This is a genomic window from Kribbella pittospori (genome assembly GCF_004331465.1).
Lineage (GTDB): Bacteria > Actinomycetota > Actinomycetes > Propionibacteriales > Kribbellaceae > Kribbella > Kribbella pittospori.
In genome coordinates this window covers 122,788-141,343 of the sequence record NZ_SJKB01000001.1, presented here as the reverse complement: position 1 = coordinate 141,343, position 18,556 = coordinate 122,788, and the positions used below count along the sequence as shown (strand labels likewise).

The 18,556-nt window shown below is 66.4% G+C and carries 23 protein-coding genes; 10 read left to right on the top strand and 13 right to left on the bottom strand.

The features are described 5' to 3' along the window. Position 1: 1 nt before the first annotated feature. From E0H73_RS00730 to E0H73_RS00720, 3 genes are read right to left on the bottom strand one after another with little or no spacing between them, the layout of a single operon-like run. A complete protein-coding gene (locus E0H73_RS00730) occupies positions 2-1,663 on the bottom strand; it encodes a type 2 periplasmic-binding domain-containing protein (protein ID WP_131349921.1) in 1,662 nt (553 codons plus the stop codon). Between the two features lie 54 nt (positions 1,664-1,717). Beyond that, positions 1,718-2,662 (bottom strand): carbohydrate ABC transporter permease, encoded by a 945-nt coding sequence (locus E0H73_RS00725; RefSeq protein ID WP_131349919.1) that lies wholly within the window; start codon positions 2,660-2,662, stop codon positions 1,718-1,720. Next, complete coding sequence (locus E0H73_RS00720; protein WP_238163734.1) at positions 2,659-3,657, bottom strand: ABC transporter permease; 999 nt, start codon at positions 3,655-3,657, stop codon at positions 2,659-2,661. The genes E0H73_RS00725 and E0H73_RS00720 overlap by 4 nt, the downstream gene beginning before the upstream one ends. Positions 3,658-4,043: 386 nt before the next feature. On the opposite strand from E0H73_RS00720, the gene E0H73_RS00715 reads away from it, so the two are divergent. Further along, positions 4,044-4,817 (top strand): GNAT family N-acetyltransferase, encoded by a 774-nt coding sequence (locus E0H73_RS00715; RefSeq protein ID WP_131349917.1) that lies wholly within the window; start codon positions 4,044-4,046, stop codon positions 4,815-4,817. Here the strand turns inward: E0H73_RS00715 and E0H73_RS00710 are convergent. After that, a complete protein-coding gene (locus E0H73_RS00710; protein WP_131349915.1) occupies positions 4,814-5,551 on the bottom strand; it encodes an SDR family NAD(P)-dependent oxidoreductase in 738 nt (245 codons plus the stop codon). The two genes, E0H73_RS00715 and E0H73_RS00710, sit on opposite strands and share 4 nt — an antisense overlap. 343 nt (positions 5,552-5,894) lie before the next feature. Between E0H73_RS00710 and E0H73_RS00705 the strand changes: the two genes are divergently transcribed. Next, positions 5,895-7,169, top strand: a complete 1,275-nt coding sequence (locus E0H73_RS00705) for an MFS transporter (RefSeq protein WP_131349913.1) — start codon at positions 5,895-5,897, stop codon at positions 7,167-7,169. Between the two features lie 58 nt (positions 7,170-7,227). On the opposite strand, the gene E0H73_RS00700 is transcribed toward E0H73_RS00705, so the two are convergent. Continuing rightward, positions 7,228-8,214, bottom strand: coding sequence for a TerC/Alx family metal homeostasis membrane protein (locus E0H73_RS00700; protein WP_131349911.1), 987 nt, complete (start codon positions 8,212-8,214; stop codon positions 7,228-7,230). Between the two features lie 601 nt (positions 8,215-8,815). Between E0H73_RS00700 and E0H73_RS46970 the strand changes: the two genes are divergently transcribed. From E0H73_RS46970 to E0H73_RS00675, 5 genes are all read left to right on the top strand, one after another. Continuing rightward, positions 8,816-9,049 carry a septal ring lytic transglycosylase RlpA family protein gene (locus E0H73_RS46970; RefSeq protein ID WP_238162977.1) on the top strand — a complete coding sequence of 78 codons (234 nt, stop codon included), beginning with the start codon at positions 8,816-8,818 and terminating at the stop codon, positions 9,047-9,049. A 13-nt stretch (positions 9,050-9,062) separates the two neighbouring features. Further along, complete coding sequence (locus E0H73_RS00690) at positions 9,063-9,665, top strand: cell wall protein (protein ID WP_131349907.1); 603 nt, start codon at positions 9,063-9,065, stop codon at positions 9,663-9,665. 13 nt (positions 9,666-9,678) lie between these two features. Further along, a complete protein-coding gene (locus E0H73_RS00685) occupies positions 9,679-10,506 on the top strand; it encodes a MauE/DoxX family redox-associated membrane protein (RefSeq protein WP_131349905.1) in 828 nt (275 codons plus the stop codon). Positions 10,507-10,581: 75 nt separating this feature from the next. Beyond that, the gene (locus tag E0H73_RS00680) at positions 10,582-10,929 is read left to right on the top strand and encodes a helix-turn-helix domain-containing protein (RefSeq protein WP_131349903.1); all 348 of its coding nucleotides are present in this window, start codon (positions 10,582-10,584) and stop codon (positions 10,927-10,929) included. Continuing rightward, positions 10,926-11,531, top strand: a complete 606-nt coding sequence (locus E0H73_RS00675; protein ID WP_131349901.1) for a mobile mystery protein B — start codon at positions 10,926-10,928, stop codon at positions 11,529-11,531. Before E0H73_RS00680 ends, E0H73_RS00675 begins: the two co-directional genes overlap by 4 nt. Here E0H73_RS00675 and E0H73_RS00670 read toward each other — a convergent pair. After that, complete coding sequence (locus E0H73_RS00670; protein WP_131349899.1) at positions 11,524-12,048, bottom strand: NUDIX domain-containing protein; 525 nt, start codon at positions 12,046-12,048, stop codon at positions 11,524-11,526. The genes E0H73_RS00675 and E0H73_RS00670 overlap by 8 nt on opposite strands. 39 nt (positions 12,049-12,087) lie before the next feature. On the opposite strand from E0H73_RS00670, the gene E0H73_RS00665 reads away from it, so the two are divergent. Further along, complete coding sequence (locus E0H73_RS00665; RefSeq protein WP_131349897.1) at positions 12,088-12,483, top strand: VOC family protein; 396 nt, start codon at positions 12,088-12,090, stop codon at positions 12,481-12,483. A gap of 30 nt (positions 12,484-12,513) precedes the next feature. Here the strand turns inward: E0H73_RS00665 and E0H73_RS00660 are convergent, their stop codons facing one another. From E0H73_RS00660 to E0H73_RS00650, 3 genes are read right to left on the bottom strand one after another with little or no spacing between them, the layout of a single operon-like run. Further along, complete coding sequence (locus E0H73_RS00660) at positions 12,514-13,059, bottom strand: GNAT family N-acetyltransferase (protein WP_131349895.1); 546 nt, start codon at positions 13,057-13,059, stop codon at positions 12,514-12,516. After that, positions 13,056-13,946 carry an RNA polymerase sigma factor SigJ gene (gene sigJ / locus E0H73_RS00655; protein WP_238163733.1) on the bottom strand — a complete coding sequence of 297 codons (891 nt, stop codon included), beginning with the start codon at positions 13,944-13,946 and terminating at the stop codon, positions 13,056-13,058. The genes E0H73_RS00660 and sigJ overlap by 4 nt, the downstream gene beginning before the upstream one ends. Continuing rightward, positions 13,946-14,551, bottom strand: a complete 606-nt coding sequence (locus tag E0H73_RS00650) for a cupin domain-containing protein (protein WP_238163732.1) — start codon at positions 14,549-14,551, stop codon at positions 13,946-13,948. Before E0H73_RS00650 ends, sigJ begins: the two co-directional genes overlap by 1 nt. A gap of 54 nt (positions 14,552-14,605) precedes the next feature. On the opposite strand from E0H73_RS00650, the gene E0H73_RS00645 reads away from it, so the two are divergent. Further along, positions 14,606-15,712 carry an NAD(P)/FAD-dependent oxidoreductase gene (locus E0H73_RS00645; RefSeq protein WP_131349894.1) on the top strand — a complete coding sequence of 369 codons (1,107 nt, stop codon included), beginning with the start codon at positions 14,606-14,608 and terminating at the stop codon, positions 15,710-15,712. Here the strand turns inward: E0H73_RS00645 and E0H73_RS00640 are convergent. The 3 genes from E0H73_RS00640 to E0H73_RS47865 form a co-directional block, all read right to left on the bottom strand. After that, a complete protein-coding gene (locus tag E0H73_RS00640; protein WP_238163731.1) occupies positions 15,709-16,317 on the bottom strand; it encodes a TetR/AcrR family transcriptional regulator in 609 nt (202 codons plus the stop codon). The genes E0H73_RS00645 and E0H73_RS00640 overlap by 4 nt on opposite strands. Before the next feature lie 106 nt (positions 16,318-16,423). Next, positions 16,424-17,242: an NAD-dependent epimerase/dehydratase family protein gene (locus E0H73_RS00635; protein WP_272949104.1), complete on the bottom strand. Its 819-nt coding sequence runs from the start codon at positions 17,240-17,242 to the stop codon at positions 16,424-16,426. After that, positions 17,239-17,439 (bottom strand): NAD-dependent epimerase/dehydratase family protein, encoded by a 201-nt coding sequence (locus tag E0H73_RS47865; protein ID WP_202867150.1) that lies wholly within the window; start codon positions 17,437-17,439, stop codon positions 17,239-17,241. Before E0H73_RS47865 ends, E0H73_RS00635 begins: the two co-directional genes overlap by 4 nt. Before the next feature lie 169 nt (positions 17,440-17,608). Between E0H73_RS47865 and E0H73_RS00630 the strand changes: the two genes are divergently transcribed. Then, positions 17,609-18,055 (top strand): iron chaperone, encoded by a 447-nt coding sequence (locus tag E0H73_RS00630; protein ID WP_131349892.1) that lies wholly within the window; start codon positions 17,609-17,611, stop codon positions 18,053-18,055. On the opposite strand, the gene E0H73_RS00625 is transcribed toward E0H73_RS00630, so the two are convergent. Then, the gene (locus E0H73_RS00625) at positions 18,052-18,519 is read right to left on the bottom strand and encodes a cupin domain-containing protein (protein ID WP_202867149.1); all 468 of its coding nucleotides are present in this window, start codon (positions 18,517-18,519) and stop codon (positions 18,052-18,054) included. The genes E0H73_RS00630 and E0H73_RS00625 overlap by 4 nt on opposite strands. Positions 18,520-18,556: the final 37 nt, after the last annotated feature.

Below are 18,556 nucleotides of genomic sequence, written 5' to 3'. Positions count from 1 at the left end.
GTTACTTGCTCCCGGACTTGTACTTGTCGTAGGCCTGCTGGTTGATCTCCAGGTACCGCGGCATCCCGGTGCTGTCGAGTCCCTTCACGTACGCGTCCCAGTCGGTGTCGATGTTCTTCGACCCGGTGATGAAGGCCAACTGGTTCTGGTTCACGTAGGTGTTGAGGTTCGTCTGCAGGGTCGCGAGCTCACCGCTCAGGCTCGGGTCCGGCCAGACCGAGGTCTGCGGGAAGTACTGCGCCTTGTCCTGGTGACCGTCGTACAGCTTGGTCGCCTGGAACAGCCGCCGCTCGTAGCCTGCGCCGGTGTAGATATCGGCCGGCACCACCTGCGCGTTGCGGTAGGCGAGCGTGTTGTTGTACTGACCCAGCGCGCCCCAGCTGATGTTCTTCGGCGCGTTCTGCACCGGCTTGTACAGCGGCTTGGTCTTGTCGTCCAGCGCGATGTCACCAGGCCCGGGCTTCGTCCAGCCGACACCCTCCGGGCCCATGTTGGTGATCATCTGGCCCTCGTCGGTGTAGATGTAGTCGAGCATCTTGATCGCCGCGACCTGGGCCTCCTTGCTGGCCTTGTTGGTCAGCATGAACGTGTAGCCGGTGGAGGTCGGGTAGTTCCAGCCCGTGAAGCTCTTGCCGTCCGGACCGGTCAGCGGCGGTACGGCGTCGTACTGCTTGTCCCGGCCGTCCTTGGAGTCGGCCTGGACGAAGATGTACGGGTGCAGCACCGGCACCGAGCCGAGCGTGATCGCCTTCGGGTTGTTGCCCTGGGCCTGCAGTGCCTGCGCGTTCTGGGTGAAGGCGGCCTGGTCGATCAGGCCTTCCTTGTAGAGGGAGGCGATGTACTTCAGCCCCTCCTTCCACTCCGGCGAGGTCACCGGCGTCACGACCTTGTCGCCGTTCAGCGTGAGCAGCGACCGGACGCCGTTGTTCGCGCCGACCGGGTCGTAGGCGAAGGCGCCCATCAGGTACGGGATCAGCGCGCTGTCCTGGACGTCGGACGTCATCGGGATCTCGTCGGCCTTGCCGTTGCCGTTCGGGTCCTTGGTCTTGAACGCCTCGAGCACCTTGCGCAGGTCCTCGGTCGTCTTCGGCACCTGCAGGCCGAGCTTCTTCAGCCAGGTGCTGTTCATCCACAGCTTGTCCGAGTACGTGCAGTGGTAGCAGTCGGCCCACTGCGGCAGCGCGTAGATGTGACCGTCGGGCGCGGTCGACATCTCCTTGTAGGTCTTGTTCGAGTCCAGCGCCTTCTGGATGTTCGGCGCGTTGTCCTTGATCAGCTGCTCGAGCGGGACCGCGACACCCTGCTGACCGAGCTTGAGCACCTCGGCCTGGGTGAAGGCGTCGACCCACGGGATCAGGAAGAACAGGTCCGGGTAGTCGTTGCTGGCCAGCGCGATCTGGCGCTTCTCCTTGGCCGGCCCGGCGTCGAACGTGGTGGTCTGCCAGCGGAACTGGATCTTGAACTTGTCGCTCATGATCTTCGTGACCCGGTTGGTGTCCAGGTTCATCGTCTGGTCCGACGGCGTGAAGGTGTCGATGACGACCTTGCCGTCCGCCGTCGTCTCGTTCGCCGCCCCCTTCGCCGACTTGTCCGAGCTGCACGCCACCAGGGCGAGTGCTCCGGCCGCGGCCAGCGCGGCGATTTTGCTCACGGATGAGCGCATTGCGGTGTTCCCTTCTGAAATGGGCTTACAGCCCGTGACCGCTCTGAATGGGCCTCAGCCCTTGACCGCGCCGACCATCACGCCCTTGGTGAAGTGGCGGGCGACGAACGGGTAGATGACCAGTACGGGCAGACTCGAGATGACGATGAGCGCGTACTTGAGAACGTTGGCCAGCTGTTGCTGTTCGAGCTGCTGGGCCAGGTTGGTGGTAGTGGTCGACCCGGTGAGGGTGTTCAGGATCAGCACGTTCCGCAGCACGATCTGCAGCGGATACAGGCTCGGGTCCTTCAGGTAGACCAGGGCGTCGAAGTAGCTGTTCCACTGGAAGATCGCGTACATCAGTGCGATCACCGCGATCACCGGCTTGGACAGCGGCAGCACGATCGACCAGAGGAACCTCAGGTCGCTGGCACCGTCGATGGTGGCCGCCTCGTACAGCTCGTCCGGGATGGTCGAGCGGAAGAACGTCCGCGCGATGATCACCTGCCAGACCCCGATCGCGCTCGGGATCACCATCGCCCACCGGGTGTTCAGCATGCCCAGGTCCTGCACCACCAGGTACGTCGGAATCAGGCCGCCGGAGAACAGCATGGTGAAGACCAGCAGACTCATGATCACGTTGCGGCCGAAGAAGGTACGGCGCGACAACGGATAGGCGATCGCGATCGTCAGCGTGACGCTGATCAGGGTGCCGCCGATCGCATAGATGAAGGAGTTCAGGTAGCCCTTCATGATGAGGGGATCGCTGAACGCCTCCTTGTACGCACGAATGCTCGGTTCGACCGGCCAGAGCAGGACCCGGCCGGCGCTCACCGCCGACGCGCTGCTGAACGAGTTCGCGACGATGTAGATCAGCGGCACCGCGACGATGATCAACGCGATCCAGAGCATGATCTTCACGCCGATCAGGAAGATCCGGTCGGTCTTGGTCTCCTCGATCGCGGTGCGTTCCGAGCGGCCGCTCGCCGTACGCCGGAATCCCTGCAAGGTAATACTCATGACCAGAGTCCGTTCCCTGTGATCCGCTTGGCGACGAAGTTCACGCCGAGCAGGAGGAAGAGGTTGATCACCGAGTTGAACAGCCCGATCGCGGTCGCCATGCTGAAGTCGGCGTTCAGCAGACCGGTCTTGTAGACGTAGGTGGCGATGATCTCGGACTGGGCGGTGTTCAGCGGGTTCTGCAGCAGGAAGGCCTTCTCGAACCCGATCGACATGATGTTGCCGACGCCGAGGACCAGGATGATCACCGCGGTCGGCATGATCCCGGGCAGGTCGACGTTCCAGATCCGCTGCAGCCGGCTGGCGCCGTCGATCCGGGCCGACTCGTGCAGCGCCGGGTCGATCCCGGACAGCGCGGCCAGGTAGATGACGGCGGAGTAGCCGGTGGTCTGCCAGACGTCGGACCAGACGTAGATGTGCCGGAAGTAGTCCGGCCGGCCGAGGAAGTCGATCTGCGGGACCCCGAACAGGCCGATCGCGTCGTTCACGAAGCCGAGCCGCGGCGACAGCACCAGGATCGTCATCGAGACGACCACCACGGTGGAGATGAAGTACGGCGCGTAGGTGACCAGCTGGACGGTCTTCTTGAACCGCCCGTTGCGGATTTCGTTCAGCGCGATCGCCAGGATGATCGGGATCGGGAAGCTTGCGAGCACGGTGTAGGCGGCCAGGAAGAAGGTGTTCTTCACCAGCGTCCAGAACACCGGGTTCTGGAAGAACAGCTCGAAGTTCTTGAACCCGACCCAGTCACTGCCCCACGGGCCCTTGACCGGGCTGTAGTTCTTGAACGCGATCACCGCGTTGGCGATCGGGATGTACTTGAAGATGGCGAAGTACGCCAGCGGAAGGATGATCAGCAGGTAGAGCTGCCAGTGCCGGCGCAGGCTGCGGCGGGCCGCGGTCCGCCGGCTCGGCCGAGGCGGCGGGGTGCGTTTCACCGCCTCGGTCCTGGCCGGTGTCACCGGCGCCGGTTTCACCTCGAAGGTTGCGCTCACTCCGCATCCTTTCCGTCACGCGCTGGAGTAGAACCGATATCCGATAGGATCTCGGGTTTCGCTATCCCGGAGAATGACACAGAACCCCCGGCAGCGGAAGACTTCTGCACCGGGTCGATACCGGACCTTGACCGATGCGCTCAGACCGCTTGTCCACAAGGGTTTTCCCGTGTTGCTGAGAGCAACGACCCTCGGCGAACGCCGAATGATCCACTGGCATCGCCAGTGGATCCGGGCAGACAACGATCCCGGCAGAAGTCGCTCTGAGCCAACGACTTCGGTCCGGACCAGAATTTATTTCTCCTGTGAACTATGTCGCAGTCAACCCGCCGCAACCCACCCATGTCAAGACCTGACCAAGCCCCAGTTGCTGCGATAGTGCGGGGATGGAATTGGTGGTGCGGGGTGAGGTGGTTGAGGTCGACGGGGTTGTGGTGGGAGCGGCCGGGATGCGGTGGTGGGATGAGGCGGACGGGACTCGGCTGTATCTGTTGACGGGATCGGTGGAGCCTGAGCACCAAGGGAAGGGAATCGGGCGAGAGTTGCTGGGTTGGCAGGAGGATCGCGCGCGGGAGCATGTGGCGGCGGACGACAGTGCCGGTACGCCGATGTTTGGCGGGAATCCGGAATCCGAGCGGCAGGTGGCGTTGTTCGAGGCGGCTGGGTATCGGGTCGCTTTCACCAGGGTCCGAATGACGATGCCACTCAACGCGCCCGCTGAAGCCGCATTACCGGCCGGGATGGCGCTGAGACAAGCGTCGGCGGCCGATCATCGGGCGGTGTTCGAGGCGAACGCCGAGGTGTTCGGCGGGAGCTCGCTCGGCTACATCCAGGCCACCTTCGAGGAGTTCGAGGCCGATGTGGCCGAGGACTTCCCGGAGTACGCGCTGTGGACACTCGCGTGGGATGGCAACCGGCTCGCCGGATGGGTCATCAGCGGCGTCGACGACACACCCTGGGTCGGAGTCCGCCCCGACTGGCGCCGACGCGGCCTCGCGTCCGCACTGCTGCGCGCCAACCACGCCAGCCTCTGGGAGTACGGCGTACGCACGGCGTCCCTGTGGACAATCCTGGAGAACCCAACCGGCAGCGTCGCCCTCTACGAAAGCCTCGGCTACCGGATCACAGACCGGCAGCCGAGGTACCGCAAACCCTTCTAGTCGACGATCGAGCCGCAGCTGAGGTTGAGGACGGCCCCGGTCATCGGGCCGGCGTGGTCGGAGGCAGCGAAGGCGGCTGTCCGCGCCACTTCGGCCTTCTGCGGGAGCCGCCCGAGCGCGGTGCGCTCGAGCAGGTGGTCGAGGCCGTCCTCCGGGATGTCCCACTCCGGATGCGTGTCCGGGGTGAAGTTCGGCCGCAGCGCCACCACGCGCACGCCGTACTTGCCGACCTCGCCGGCCATGGACCGCGTCAGGCACTCGATCGACGCGCACGCCAGGCTGAACCCACCCATCTCGAATCCGGACTCCCGCGCGGCCGACGACGACAGCAGGATGATCACGCCGGAGCGCTGCGCGATCATCCGCCGAGCGACCGCCGTCGACGTGATGAAGTTGGTCCGGGCCGCGTCCTCGACCGGGCGGACGAAGTCCTCGACATCCATGTCGACCAGCGCGATGTCCTGCTTCACCCGGATGCTGACGCCGTTGAAGACGACGTCGATCGGACCCTCGATCGACGCCACGTGATCGTTGACCGCCTGTACGTCGTACGCGTCCAGCACCGTGATCGAACCTACTGCCGCACCGATGTCCGCGGCGACCTTCTCCAGATTGGCGAGGGTGCGGCCGGCCAGATGGACGGTGGCGCCTTCGGCGGCGAACGCCCTGGCGACCGCGCCACCCATCGCGCCGCCGGCGCCGTACACGATCGCGACCTTGTTCTCGAGCAGCATGGCTGTTCCTTCCGGTAGGACTGACTGTCTACCGGGGGACGAAGCCGACGTGTCGTTCTCGACATCCCTGACACGAAAAACCTGACCCGACCATCACGGGGGAACGGCCGGGCCAGGCATTACTGATGGTACTCCTCAACACCACTCTGAGGCGGGAAATTGAGCGGCGGACTCGCCGTCGCTGCCCTACTCTGAGCCCCATGCAACGTAGCTCCTGAAAGCGCACCACCGCCGCTGTTCCGGGCCACTGCCGGTAGGCCGCCGTAGTGCGTCACGCCAAGCGTTTGACCTACTCGGGTCGCGCTCTGTCATGTCCCGCACACGCTTTCGGGAGCTACCCGCGATGTCTCGTCCTGCCTTCCGGTCCGCCGACCCCGTTCGGACCTACTACGCCTACAACGCCGCCTGGGCGTTCTTCGGCGCACTGACCACCACGCTCAGCATGGTGTACTACGTCCGCGAAGCCGGACTGGACCCACTCCAGATGGTCCTGGTCGGGACCACCCTGGAGCTGGCCTGCTTCCTCTTCGAGATCCCGACCGGCATCGTCGCCGACCTGTACAGCCGACGGCTGTCGATCATCATCGGCGTCGCGCTCATTGGCGTCGGCTACGTGCTCCAGGGCCTGGTGCCGGCCTTCCTCGCGATCCTCGCCGCCCAGGTGCTGTGGGGCCTCGGCTACACCTTCACCTCCGGCGCCGACCAGGCCTGGATCACCGACGAGATCGGCACCGACCGCGTCGGCTCGGTCATGGTCCGCAGCCAGCAGGTGAGCCTGGCCGCGACGATCGCCGGCATCGTCTCCGCGGGCGCGCTGGGCCTGATCAGCCTGCCGCTCCCCCTCGTCCTGTCCGGCGCCGGGATGATCCTGGTCGCTCTTGTTCTGGCGGCGTTCATGCGCGAGGAGAACTTCCACCGGACTCCGGCCGCGGAGCGGGAGACCTTCCGGGAGATGGCCGACACCTTCAAGCACGGCCTGTCGGTCGCCCGGCGGCGTCCCGTCGTCCGGACGCTGGTCCTGATCAGCCTCATCGCCGGCCTGTCGAGCGAGGCGTTCGACCGGCTGTGGTCGGTGAAGATCCTGAACTTCACCTTCCCGACAGTCTTCGGTACGTCGGACCCGGCGTTCTGGTTCGCCGTACTCGCACTGGTCGGGACACTGCTGTCGCTCATCAGCTCGCTGGGATTGAACAAGCTGACCCCGGCACGGGTCGGCGCATCGCATCCGAACGGCGTACTCGCGCTGCTCAGCCTCCTGCAGGTGGTCGGCGTGGTCGCGTTCGCGCTGCTCGACCACCTCTGGCTGGCACTGGCCGCGATGTGGCTGCGGACGATCGCCGACACCCTCGCCTGGCCGATCGAATCGGCCTGGCTGAACCGCCACGTCGACTCCCGATCGCGGGCAACGGTGATCTCGATGGTGTCCCAGGCGAACGCGATCGGTCAGGTCGCCGGGGGCCCGCCGCTCGGCGCGCTGGCGGGCCGGTCCGGCCTCCGGGCCGCCCTGGTCACCTCCGGGCTGATCCTGACGCCGATCCCGGCCCTCTACCTGCGCCTGCGGGAGGTACGCCGTACTGAGGAGGCGGACTCCCAGCACTCACCAACCACACTCCCCTGAGCAGTTCACCGCTCAGGGGAAGCCCGTCGGCTGAGGTTGGTGAGTGCCGGCGGTCCGCTCAGTCGTCGATCCGGACCTTCACCTCGACCCGGCGCCGGTCGTACGACGACTTGATCAGGCTGGCGACCGTGGTCACGAACAGGGTGCCGGCGATGAAGCCGAGCGAGGTCAGGATGCCGATGTGCGGCAGGTGGATCGCGCCGATGTCGTCGATGTGCGAGCCGTGCAGCGCCTCGATGATCAGCTTCACGCCGATGAAGGCGAGGATCACCGACAGGCCGACGTTCAGGTAGATGATCCGCTCCAGCAGACCGCCGATCAGGAAGTACAGCTGGCGCAGCCCCATCAGGGCGAACGCGTTTGCGGTCAGCACGATGTAGGCGTCCTGGGTGAGCCCGAAGATCGCCGGGATCGAGTCGAGCGCGAAGATCACGTTCGCCATCCCGATCGCGGAGATCACGATCACCAGCGGCGTCAGCATCCGCCGGCCGTCGATCCGGGTGGTCAGGTTGGAGCCGTCGTAGTCGTGCGACAGCGGCAGGATCCGCCGCATCCCGCGCAGTACGGCGTTCTCCTGAAAGTCGGTCTCGTCGTTCTCACCCTCCAGCGCCAGCCGGATCGCGGTATAGACCAGGAACGCGCCGAAGATGTAGAACACCCAGCTGGCCGCGGAGATCGCGGCCGCGCCGGCCAGGATGAAGATCGCCCGCAGCAGCATCGAGACGACGATGCCGATGTAGAGCACCTTGTCCTGGGCCAGGCTCGGTACGGCGAACCGGGCCATGATGATGACGAAGACGAACAGGTTGTCGACACTCAGGCTGTACTCGGTGATGTAGCCCGCCACGAACTCGCCGCCGGTCTGGCCCGGACTGAACACGAACAGGCCGACCGCGAACAGCGCGGCCAGGCCGACGTAGAACAGCACCCACCGGGTCGCGTCCTTGATCGTCACCGTGTGATTGCGCCGCGCGATCACGATCAGGTCGAAGGCGACGATCGCGAGCAACCCGATGATGGTGAAGACCCAGACAGCAGGGGACATGACAGAGACCATGACTAACCTCCGGACGACGGCACACAGCTTGGTCCGGAGGTCTCTTCCGCCCGGAACTCCGGGCCGGCAGCACCGGTTCGGCCGCCCGGGCCTCCCGTGATGACGACGCTGCCGCTTCGGGCGCACTGGGGGCGGCGCCCGAGAGGAATACTCCCCTCCACAAACACCCTGATTCTATCCGGTACCGATGCATCGCACCGTGCACCGGGTCACAACCAGCGCGTTCGCCAGGATCGTATACCGCATACAGACTCCAACGCCAGAGGTTGAAGCATTCGACTCCGATCGAATCTCTCCATGAACTCTAGGCAAAAAGTTTCCGTTTCGACCTGAGCTCTGGGAGATTCCCCCGGATCGGAGTACAACGTTTCTGTAGGTCTTACCGCCCCTAGACCTGGAGGAATCTGTCATGGCCGGACTCAACGGCGAAGTCTCATGGTTCTGTTGCGGCAACGCATGGGGACCCTGTGCGAGCACCGGACGAGGTGCTTGCGGAACCTGCCACTCGGGCAACTTCCAGCACGCGTGGCCGAACGCATCGGCCGCCTGTTTCGCGATCACCCACCCCGACACCTGCGGGGTCACCGGGATGTCGCGCCGGACCTGCGGGTTCCGGCACTCCACGACCAACCTGTGCAACGGATCACGGGTGGTCACGTCGATCGCGGACTGCGGTCCGCAGACCGACCTGTTCTGCGGTGAGCGTGCCTGCTGCGGCGGCACGTGCGCCTCCAACCGGATCGTCGACCTGACTCCGGCCGCGTTCTCCGCGATCGCGAGCCTGAGCGCCGGACTGATCCCCTGCACGATCGACGTCGGCTGAGAGGTGAGCTGAGATGACCACAACGATGGACCGCAGGTCCCTGCTCACCCGCGCCGCACTCGGTGCCACCGGCCTGGTCGCCGCCAGCGCCATGGGCTCACTCGCCCCCGAGACCGCGTTCGCCGCGGCCACGCAGTACCCCGAACCCGGACAGCCGGACCCGCACTTCGCCGAAGGCCTGATCATCGGCCGGAACCAGGATCTCCTGCAGGTACAGGGATCCGACGGCCGGCTGCACCGGATCCAGCTGACCGGTGTCACCAGTGTCTGGAAGCTCCGGCCCACCACACTCGACCAGGTCCGGGTCGGCGACGGCCTGTACGCCCGCGGCGTGCTGATGCCGGACGGCACCTTGGCCGCCGAGTCGGTGTGGGTGAACATCGTCAACCTGACGGTCAGCATCACCTCGATCGGACGGTCCGCGCTGCAACTCGAGCACCATGGCCAGAAGGTCGTGGGGTACGTGCAGCCCGGGCTCACCTCGGCCGTCTACAACGGGACGCCGGCGGTGTCGGATCTGTCGATGCTCAAGGTCGGCCGGCATGCCCAGGTGATCGGTGCCTGGCGACCGGGCACCAACGAGATCGACATCGCGACCGTCTACGCCTCGAACTGACCGGGAGGCTGTGATGTTCGCATCTCAGGTGGCGGCTGCCCAGCCGCTGCTCATCGGATTGCTCCTGCTCTGGTCGTCGTACGGCAAAGTTGTCGGACGGGACAGTGCGGAGCGGACCGCCTTGCCTCGCCTGGTTGGCGAGACGCGCGCGGCACCGGCGTACCGCGCGGTCGGTGTGATTGAGGCCGTGATCGCGTTGGCCTTGTTGTTGCCGCCGGCATGGATTGTCGAGGCTATTGCGGCTGTGGCGCTCGTGGTGGGGTTCACCGGGTACTTGATCTACGCCAAGATCGTGGTGCCGGATGCGTCCTGTGGGTGCATCGGTTCGTCGGCCAGACCCGTTGGCCGGCGGGCGATCGGCCGTGCGGTGTTGCTGCTGGCAACGGCTTTGGCGGCGACGGCTGCGGATGATGGGTGGTGGTCGGTCGGCTCTGTCGCGGTGGTGGCGGTGCTGGTGCTGGAGGCCGCCGCGTTCGTCATGCTGTCGGCTGAACTGGATCGGTACTGGCTGCTGCCGCTGCGTCGGTTGCGGGTGCAGATCACGCATCCGCTCGCCGGTACTGCGACTGACGGCGTACCGCTTGCTGCTACTCAGCGACGGCTGTTGCTGAGTCCGGCGTACCGCGCAGTCAACGGGCTGTTGCGATCCGACATCCACGACTACTGGGACGACGAGGACTGGCGATTCGTCAGTTACACCGCCAGGTATGACGGCCGCCCGGCGACCGCCGTCTTCGCCGTACCGCATCACGACAACACTCCGGAATCGGTCCGGGTCGCCGTCGTCGACGAGACGTCAGGTCAGACGCTGTATCGGCCGACCTTGCTGGTCACTGCCTAGGACGGTGCTCGGTTGTGATGGTACTGTCACAGCAGCTAGAGTGTGACAGTACCATCACACACGAAGGGCGCTGAGATGGCGATCGGGCAGATGGACGACCTCGGTGCGGCCGTTCGGGCCGAGCGACGGCGGCGGCAGTTGTCGCAGGCTGCCCTCGCGGCGCAGGCCGGAGTCTCGCGCGAATGGCTCAGCCGCCTGGAGAACGGAGCCCCTCGGTTGGAGGCGGACAAGGTCATCAGCGTTCTGCGGATCCTTGATTTCAGTCTCCTCGCGCAGGACGAGCAGCCGACCCAGTCGGACATCGCAAAGGCGCAGAAGGTCGCTTGGACGATGGCACTGGAGGCTCAGGCCCTGACGGATGAGGGCTTCCAGCGTGTACTGCGCAAGATCGTCGCGCATCGGATCGGACGCTCCGCCGCGTGACTGAGCTCGGCGGTTCGGAGGACGGCCAGACTCCGGTCGACGCCGACGATGCTCAGCACCTGACCGAGGAGTTCGCGTGGATCCGGACGCGAGACGACCTGAACGAGGCCGAGGCGTCCAACATCGCCGACGGGTTACTCTGGCTTGGCGATCAGGACCTCGAGCCCAAGGATCTGCTCAACCACACCTTCCTTCGTGAGACTCACCGCCGGATGTTCGGTGACGTGTGGACGTGGGCGGGACGGCTTCGTCAGCGCGACACGACCATCGGCCTTCCACCTGCGCGCATTCAGGAGGAGTTGCAAGCCCTCCTAGGCGATGCCGGATTCTGGATCGAGTGGGGAACGTTCAGTTCTTCGGAAACCTGCGTACGGTTTCACCATCGGCTCGTGTACATCCATTCGTTCGTGAACGGCAACGGCCGGCATGCCCGGCTCGTCGCGAGCGCACTCGCGGAATCCCTGGGCCTCGGTCCGGACCATCTCAGTTGGGGCGCTCGCAGCGGCCTGCCGGCAAGCGAGGCCCGACGCCACTATCTCGATGCGCTCCGTGCTGCGGATGGTGGAGACTACGCAGCTCTCCTCGCAAATGCTGTCAGCTGAAGGTTGTGCGGCCGAAGTTGGCGTAGGTGGGGGTGGGGTTGGTGAGGGCTTGGAGGGCGAGGGTCAGGCGCCGGGTCATGGAGGGGCGGAGGTTGGGGGTGGCTTCGGGGAGGGTGAGGAAGTGGTGGGTGCGGACCTCGGTGGGGTCGGGGGTGAGCGCGGACAGGTGGTGGTCGTCGAGGGTGCCGCCGTCGAAGACGAAGGCGAGGGCGTCGGTCCAGACGCCGAGGACCGGGACCCAGTCGACGACGAGGAGGCGGCCGATCTCGAGGTCCAGGCCGATCTCCTCCTTGACCTCGCGGCAGCAGGCGTCGTACGGCGATTCGTCGTACTCGGCGATGCCCCCGGGGATGTCGAGGGTCGGTTTGTACGTCGGTTCGAGGAAGAGGATGCGGCCGGCCTCGTCGCGGATCAATGCGCCGCCGGCCACGGTCTTGCGCGGCAACCTCGCCGCGATTCCGGGGTTGAACTCCTTCTCCGGTTCACCTTCGGCGGCCAGGTCGTCCTGTCGGTTCACGGGTCTAGTCTCGTACAGACTTCCAGACTAGGAGGACGCATGCTCCGGGGACGTTCGTCGAAGGGTCATTGGTTCGGCACCGTGATCGATGCGCCGGATCCGCAGGCGCTCGGGTTGTTCTACCACGCGGTGCTCGGCTGGGAGATCCACAAGAACGAGCCGAACGAGTTCACCCTGGCCGTGCCGGGGAACTCCGAGACCTACCTGGCCTTCCAGTCCCAGACGTCGGCCGAGTGGGTCCGCCCGACCTGGCCGGCCGAGGACGGCAAACAGCACATGATGATGCACCTCGACATCGAGGTCGGCGATCTCGAGGCGGCCGTCGCCCATGCCGTCGAGCTCGGCGCGACTGTGGCCGACTTCCAGCCGCAGAAGGAAGTCCGCGTCCTCCTCGACCCGGCCGGCCATCCGTTCTGTCTCTACGCCGACGGCTGACCGAGCTCTGCGCCGAGAGCTGACCGAGCTCTACTCCGTCGGCTGACCGAGCTCGCGGGTCATCCAGATCAGGTCGCCGCGCTCCGGGTCCTCGGTGACCCGGTCGCTGCGGTGAAAACCGAGCTTCTCGAGCACCCGGAACGACGGCGCGTTCCACTCCCGCACAGTGGCCCACAAGCGCCGACGCCCGGTGGCTTCGGCTGCCTCGACGACCGCTCGGCCTGCCTCGGTGGCGTAGCCGTGTCCATGCGCCCGCCGGGCCAACTCGTAGGCGATCTCGGGCTCGTCGAACGACCCCTCCCCTACCGTCAGCCCGCAGTACCCGACGAACTCGCCGGTGTCGCGCCGCTCGATCGGCAGCAACCCAAGCCCGGGCTCGGTGCCCAGCGGGTTCGCCTCCAGCCACTCGCGCATCTCCTCGACCGTCGGCCGTCCGTCGGCGTCGATCCGGTGTGCTGCTCGTGGATCGCGCTCGGTCCACAGTCCGCGGTGCTCCTCGGCGTCCGAGGGCTTCCATCTCCGGAGTCGCAGGCGCTCGGTCAGCAGTTCGGCCGGGAAGTCGCTGTACGTCGTCATGCTGCGAGCTGTCCTTTGACATAGGCGAGCTTGTCAGGGTTCAGCACGGCGCGGATGGTGCTGATCCGGTCGCCGTGGATCTCCGGCACAAGTATGACGGTGAGCTCACCGGACTCGTGGACCAGGATCGCGGGCTCACCGTTGATCTCGCCCACGGCAACGGTCGCGGTCAGCGCGCGCCGGGTCTTCCCGAGGCCGGTCAGGTAGTGAGCGGCTTCGACGCGGCCGAAGATCGGATGGCGGGCAGCAGTTGCCTTCCCGCCGCCGTCGGCCCAGACCGACGCGTCCTCGGTCAGGATCTGTTCCAGCCCGGCCACATCGCCCTCGACGGTTGCGGCCAGAAAGCGCTCCACCAGCTTCACCCCGTCCGCGGGTGTCGCGGAGAACCGGCGCCGCGCGTCGCCGACGCGGGTCAGCGCGCGGTGGTAGAGCTGCCGGGCGTTCGCCTCGTCGATCCCGAGTACCTCGCCGATGTCGCGATGCGAGTAGTCGAACGCCTCCCGCAGTACGAAGACCGCCCGCTCCGGCGGCGTCAGCTTCTCCAGCAGCACCAGGAAGCCCATGGTCATGGTGTCCCGGCGTTCCGCCAGCTCCAGCGGGTCATTGCCCGTGGCAACAGGCTCCGGCAGCCACGGGCCGACGTACCGCTCCCGCCGGGCCCGGGCCGAGGTGAGTCGGTTGATGCACAGGTTGGTGACGACCGTGGTCAGCCAGGCGGCCGGGGTGGTGACGCCCTCGGCCGACCGCCAGCGCAGGTATGCGTCCTGTACGACGTCCTCGGCCTCGCTCGCCTCACCGATGATCCGGTAGGCGATGCCGAACATCCGGGGTCGCTGCGCCTCGAACTCGGCCAGGTCGTCCATGACCCCGATTGTGCCGGTCGGCATCAGTTCTCCGGGAAGGGGATGAACTGTCGCCGCTCACCTTCCCGAACGGCGAGCTCGTGCCGCCACACCTCATTGTCGACAAAAGTATTGTCGAACGTCTCCGCTGTCGCCAGCACCTCGGCAGGTTCCGCTTGGCCGCGACGGATCCTGTCGCCCAGCCGGAAGTAGTCGAACCGGTTGTTCCCGGGCGCCTTGACGATCAGCACGTCCGCGCCGACCTCCATCGGCGTACCCCAGGCGTGCGGCATCAGCGGCGGGACGAGCAGGTAGTCGCCCTTGTCGACCGTGACGACCTGGTCGCCCGCCAGGATTCGCAGCGCGCCGTCGAGCAGGTAGAACATCTCCGGCGATTCCTTGTGGAAGTGCGGCGGCGGTCCGTCGACGCCGGCTCCGAGCGTGGTGCGGACGACGTTCATGATGCCGTTGGTGTGCTCGGCGTCGGCAATCAGCCAGGTCATGTTCGGCGGATCGCCGAGCCGCTCGGCCTCCGCGCCGCGCATCAGGACCGCCTTCTGCTGTGGCATGTCTTCCTCCTCGTAGACGATGCCGACCTGACCGGGCAGCGGTCTGCGTGCGTGACAGGCCTCGGACGTGACCGTCGTCACGTCACGTTCGGGCCGTCTCGATTTGTCAGGTGTCATGTCGAAAGGAGTGCGCACATGACACCGCACATCGTCGTACTGGGAGCCGGGTACTCCGGGATGGTCGCGTCCAAGCTGGCTGCTCGCCGTACCGGGGCGCCGGTCACGCTGGTCAACGCCCGGGACACGTTCGTCGAGCGGGTCCGGATGCATCAGCTGGCGTCCGGGCAGGAGCTGCCGGAGCGTCCGATCAAGGAGCTGCTCGAAGGCACCGGGGTCGACTTCGTCGCCGATCGCGTCATCCACATCGACGCGGACCGGCGGACCGTCGTACTGACCGGGCAGGAGCTGCGGTACGACGTACTGATCTATGCGTTGGGGAGTCGTACCGATCTGAGTTCGGTGCCTGGGACAAGTGAGTACGCGTACACGGTGGCGGATGTCGACAATGCGACGCGGCTGCGGGAGCGGTTGGAGAAGGAGGGGTCGGTCGCGGTCGTGGGTGGTGGTCTGACGGGCATCGAGGTCGCGACCGAGATCGCTGAGACCTACCCGGGTCGGGAGGTGCGGCTGGTGACGAGCAGCGAGTTCGGCGCCGGGTTGTCGGATCGTGGGCGACGGCATCTGCACAGGACGTTCAAGCGTCTCGGGATCTCGCGCGTCGAAGGTGTGCGGGTGGCGTCGGTCGACGGTTCGGGTCTGCCGCTCGACGGCAATGATCGGCTCGAGGCCGACATCGTGGTGTGGACGACCGGGTTCGAGGTGTCGAGGCTGGCTGCGGAGGCGGGGTTCGCAGTCGACTCACGGGGCCGGATGGTTGTGGACGGGACGCTGCGATCGGTGTCGCATCCAGACGTCTACGCAGTGGGCGATGCAGCCGCCGTACGACGGAACACCGGCCAGGAACTGCGGATGGCCTGCGCAACCGGGATCCCCGCTGCGGCGCACGCCGTCCGCGCTCTGACCGATCGCCTAGCGGGGCGCGAGCCGCGGGATCTGCACTTCCGGTACTTCAACCAGTGCATCAGCTTGGGCCGTCACGACGCCCTGATCCAGTTCGTCCGCGCAGACGACACCCCAGTCGAGGCCGTGCTCACCGGCCGGACCGCCGCGAAGTACAAAGAAACAATCGTCCGAAGCGCCTACCTGGCCCAACGCCACCCAGCACTGACCGCCCTGACCTAATGGTTGCGTTTGCTGGCGCGGAGGATGAGGTCCAGGGATTCGACGGGGGGCGGGCCGACGGGGAGGTCGGGGTGGTTCGCGGGGCGGAGGGCGTCGAGGAGGAGGGCCAGGTAGCGGCGCCACAGGTTGGGGTCGATGGCTCGGCTCAGCTCGAAGGCGGGGCCGAGCAGGGCGAAGATCGCGGCGATGTCCTGGACCGCGGCGTCGGGGCGGATCGCGCCGGCGCGGTACGCACGGTTGAAGAGTTCGGTGACTGCGGCAACGATCTCGGGCCAGATGCGGGCCTGGACCTCGTCATCGCCTTGCCCGGTAAGGGTTTCGTACAGTCCTCGGTTGGCGGCCTGCCGAGCGCCCGTGCGCTCGAAGAACTGCACGAGCGCATCCCACGGGTCCTTGACCTCCAGGGCCTCACGTGCGTCGACCGCGAGCTGTTCCGTGGCTTCCCGCAGTACTTCGGCGGCGATCGCGCGCTTGTTCGGGAAGTTCCGGTACGCCGTCCCGGTGCCGAGGCCCGCATGCCGGGCGATGTCGTCGAGGGTGGCGCCGAACCCGTGCTCGGCGAACACCTCCCGCGCGGCTTCGACGAGCCGCTCACGGTTCCGCACAGAGTCTCGCCGGGCACTCCTCGGGGCAGCGTCGTTCATACGGCAACCCTGTCACGACCAAGGTTGTCGACAATCGACTCGTCCACAATCGCCTCGAGCCGACAGGTCACCGGGCGGCAACTTCGGGTACGACGCCGTGCGCGATCAGACTCTGGGCGCATTCAACGACCGTCTGGGCGGCGGGGCGCGCCTTCCAACCGAGCACACGCTCAGCCTTCTCCGTGCTGTGGCGGTTGCGGCGCCCCAGCGAGATCGTGATCGCCCGCAGCGACGGGTCGGTGATCGCGGCAAGCCGCACCATGAAGTTCGGGAGCTGGCGGGTGGGCACCTTCGCAGCCTGCGGACCGAGCGCCTCCTTGAGCGCTGCCGCGATCTCCCGCATCCAGACGAACTCGCCGGTGCCGAGGAACCGCTGACCCGCCGCCTCCGGCGCAACCATCGCGCGGATGTGCAGCTCCACCAGGTCGCGGACGTCCACAACCTCCAGCCCGATCTTCGGCGTACCCGGCATCTTCCCCATCAGCATCCGCTGGATGATCTGCGTCGTACCGACGTTGTCCGACGTCAGGATCGGCCCGAACACCGCACCAGGGAGCACGGTCGTCAGCTGGGTCGGACCGTCGTACCCCTCCATGAAGTCCCAGACCGCCTTCTCCGCAAGGGTTTTCGAACGCCGGTACGCGGGCAGCGACGGCGAGTCGATTGTCCACAGCGTCTCGTCCGTGACGCCCTCGGACTTGTACGACGCCGGACTCGCGGAGTTCGCAGCCGAGGTCATCACCACGCGCTTCACTCCCGCCCGAGTCGCGGCCCGCAGCACCCGCAACGCCCCATCGCGCGCCGGCACGATCAGCGCATCCGGATCCTTCGCCCCCTCATCCCCGAGCGGCGACGCGACATGCAGCACGTAATCCACACCCTTCATCGCCGCATCCCACCCGTCATCCTTCGCCAGATCCGCAACCGCGAATCCCACCCGCTCCCCACCGCATCCCGGACCGCCTGCTCCTTGCTCGCAGCCCGAACCGTCGTACGCACGTCGTACCCGCGCTCCAGCAACGCGACGATCGCCCATCCCCCGACGTACCCGGTCCCACCGGTCACGAGCACCGTCTCAGCCATCTCCACCCTCCAGTTCCCTGAACGGAGATGTGATCTCCGCTTTCAAGGTACCACAGAACCGGAGACAGTCTCTCCACTTACAGATCGATCAGGTTTGAAGAAGCTCGGGCGGCGGGGGCGTTCCTAGCATGGGGAGTGTTCTCAGTGGATCTCGTAGACGGGAAAGTCAATGAACGCGAAGAAGGCCGCGGCCTCGAAGGGCAAGTCGTACGAGGGGTTCACCGACGAGGAGCGGGGGGCGATGAAGGAGCATGCCCGGGAGATGAAGGCGGCCGCGCTCGGGGCGGCTCAGGAAGCGGCTCAGCTGGAGAAGATCGCGGAGATGCCGGCGGACGAGCGTGCGATGGCCGAGCGGATCGGCGCCATCATCAAAGCGGATGCGCCTGGGCTCACGCCGAAGCTCTGGTACGGGATGCCCGGGTGGGCCAAGGGCGGCAAGGTTGTCTGCTTCTTCCAGCCCGCGGGCAAATTCAAGTCGCGGTACAGCACCTTCGGCTTCAACGACTCGGCGAACCTCGACGACGGCGCTATGTGGCCGATCGCCTATGCCCTGGCGAAGCTGACCGCCGCCGAGGAGAAGCAGATCCGCGCCCTGGTGAAGAAGGCTGCGAGCTAGGGCCGAGGCGGTGGGGCCAGGATCGTGATGCCGTGCCGGGCCGCGATCTGGGTCAACTCCGCCAAGTCCGGCGGTACGGCGGGTTCCGGCGGCAGCGTGAGCGTTTGAGCGGGCTCTCCAACCTCGGCTGCGAACTGCTCGAACCCACCGGGCATGTGCAACGTGATGAACCGAGCCGTTGCGGACGTGACGACGTACGCGTGGCTGATCCTGCTCGGCAGGACGGCGACTGTACCGGGTCCCGCGGAGTGCTCCTCCTCGCCGGTGAAGACCCGCAGGTCACCGTCGAGGACGAAGATCGTCTCGTCCTCGTGGTCGTGGGAATGGACCGGGCTGGCGTTGCCGCGACGGGCGAGGTTCTCGGTGATGGAGAAGGCTCCGCCGGTCTGTTCGCCGCTGACGCGGACCTGGGACAGGACGCCCAGGAACCAGAGGGCCGTCTGGGTGTCTTGGGTCGAAATCACACCTCGAGTCACGATGACCAGCCAACCGTGCCGCATC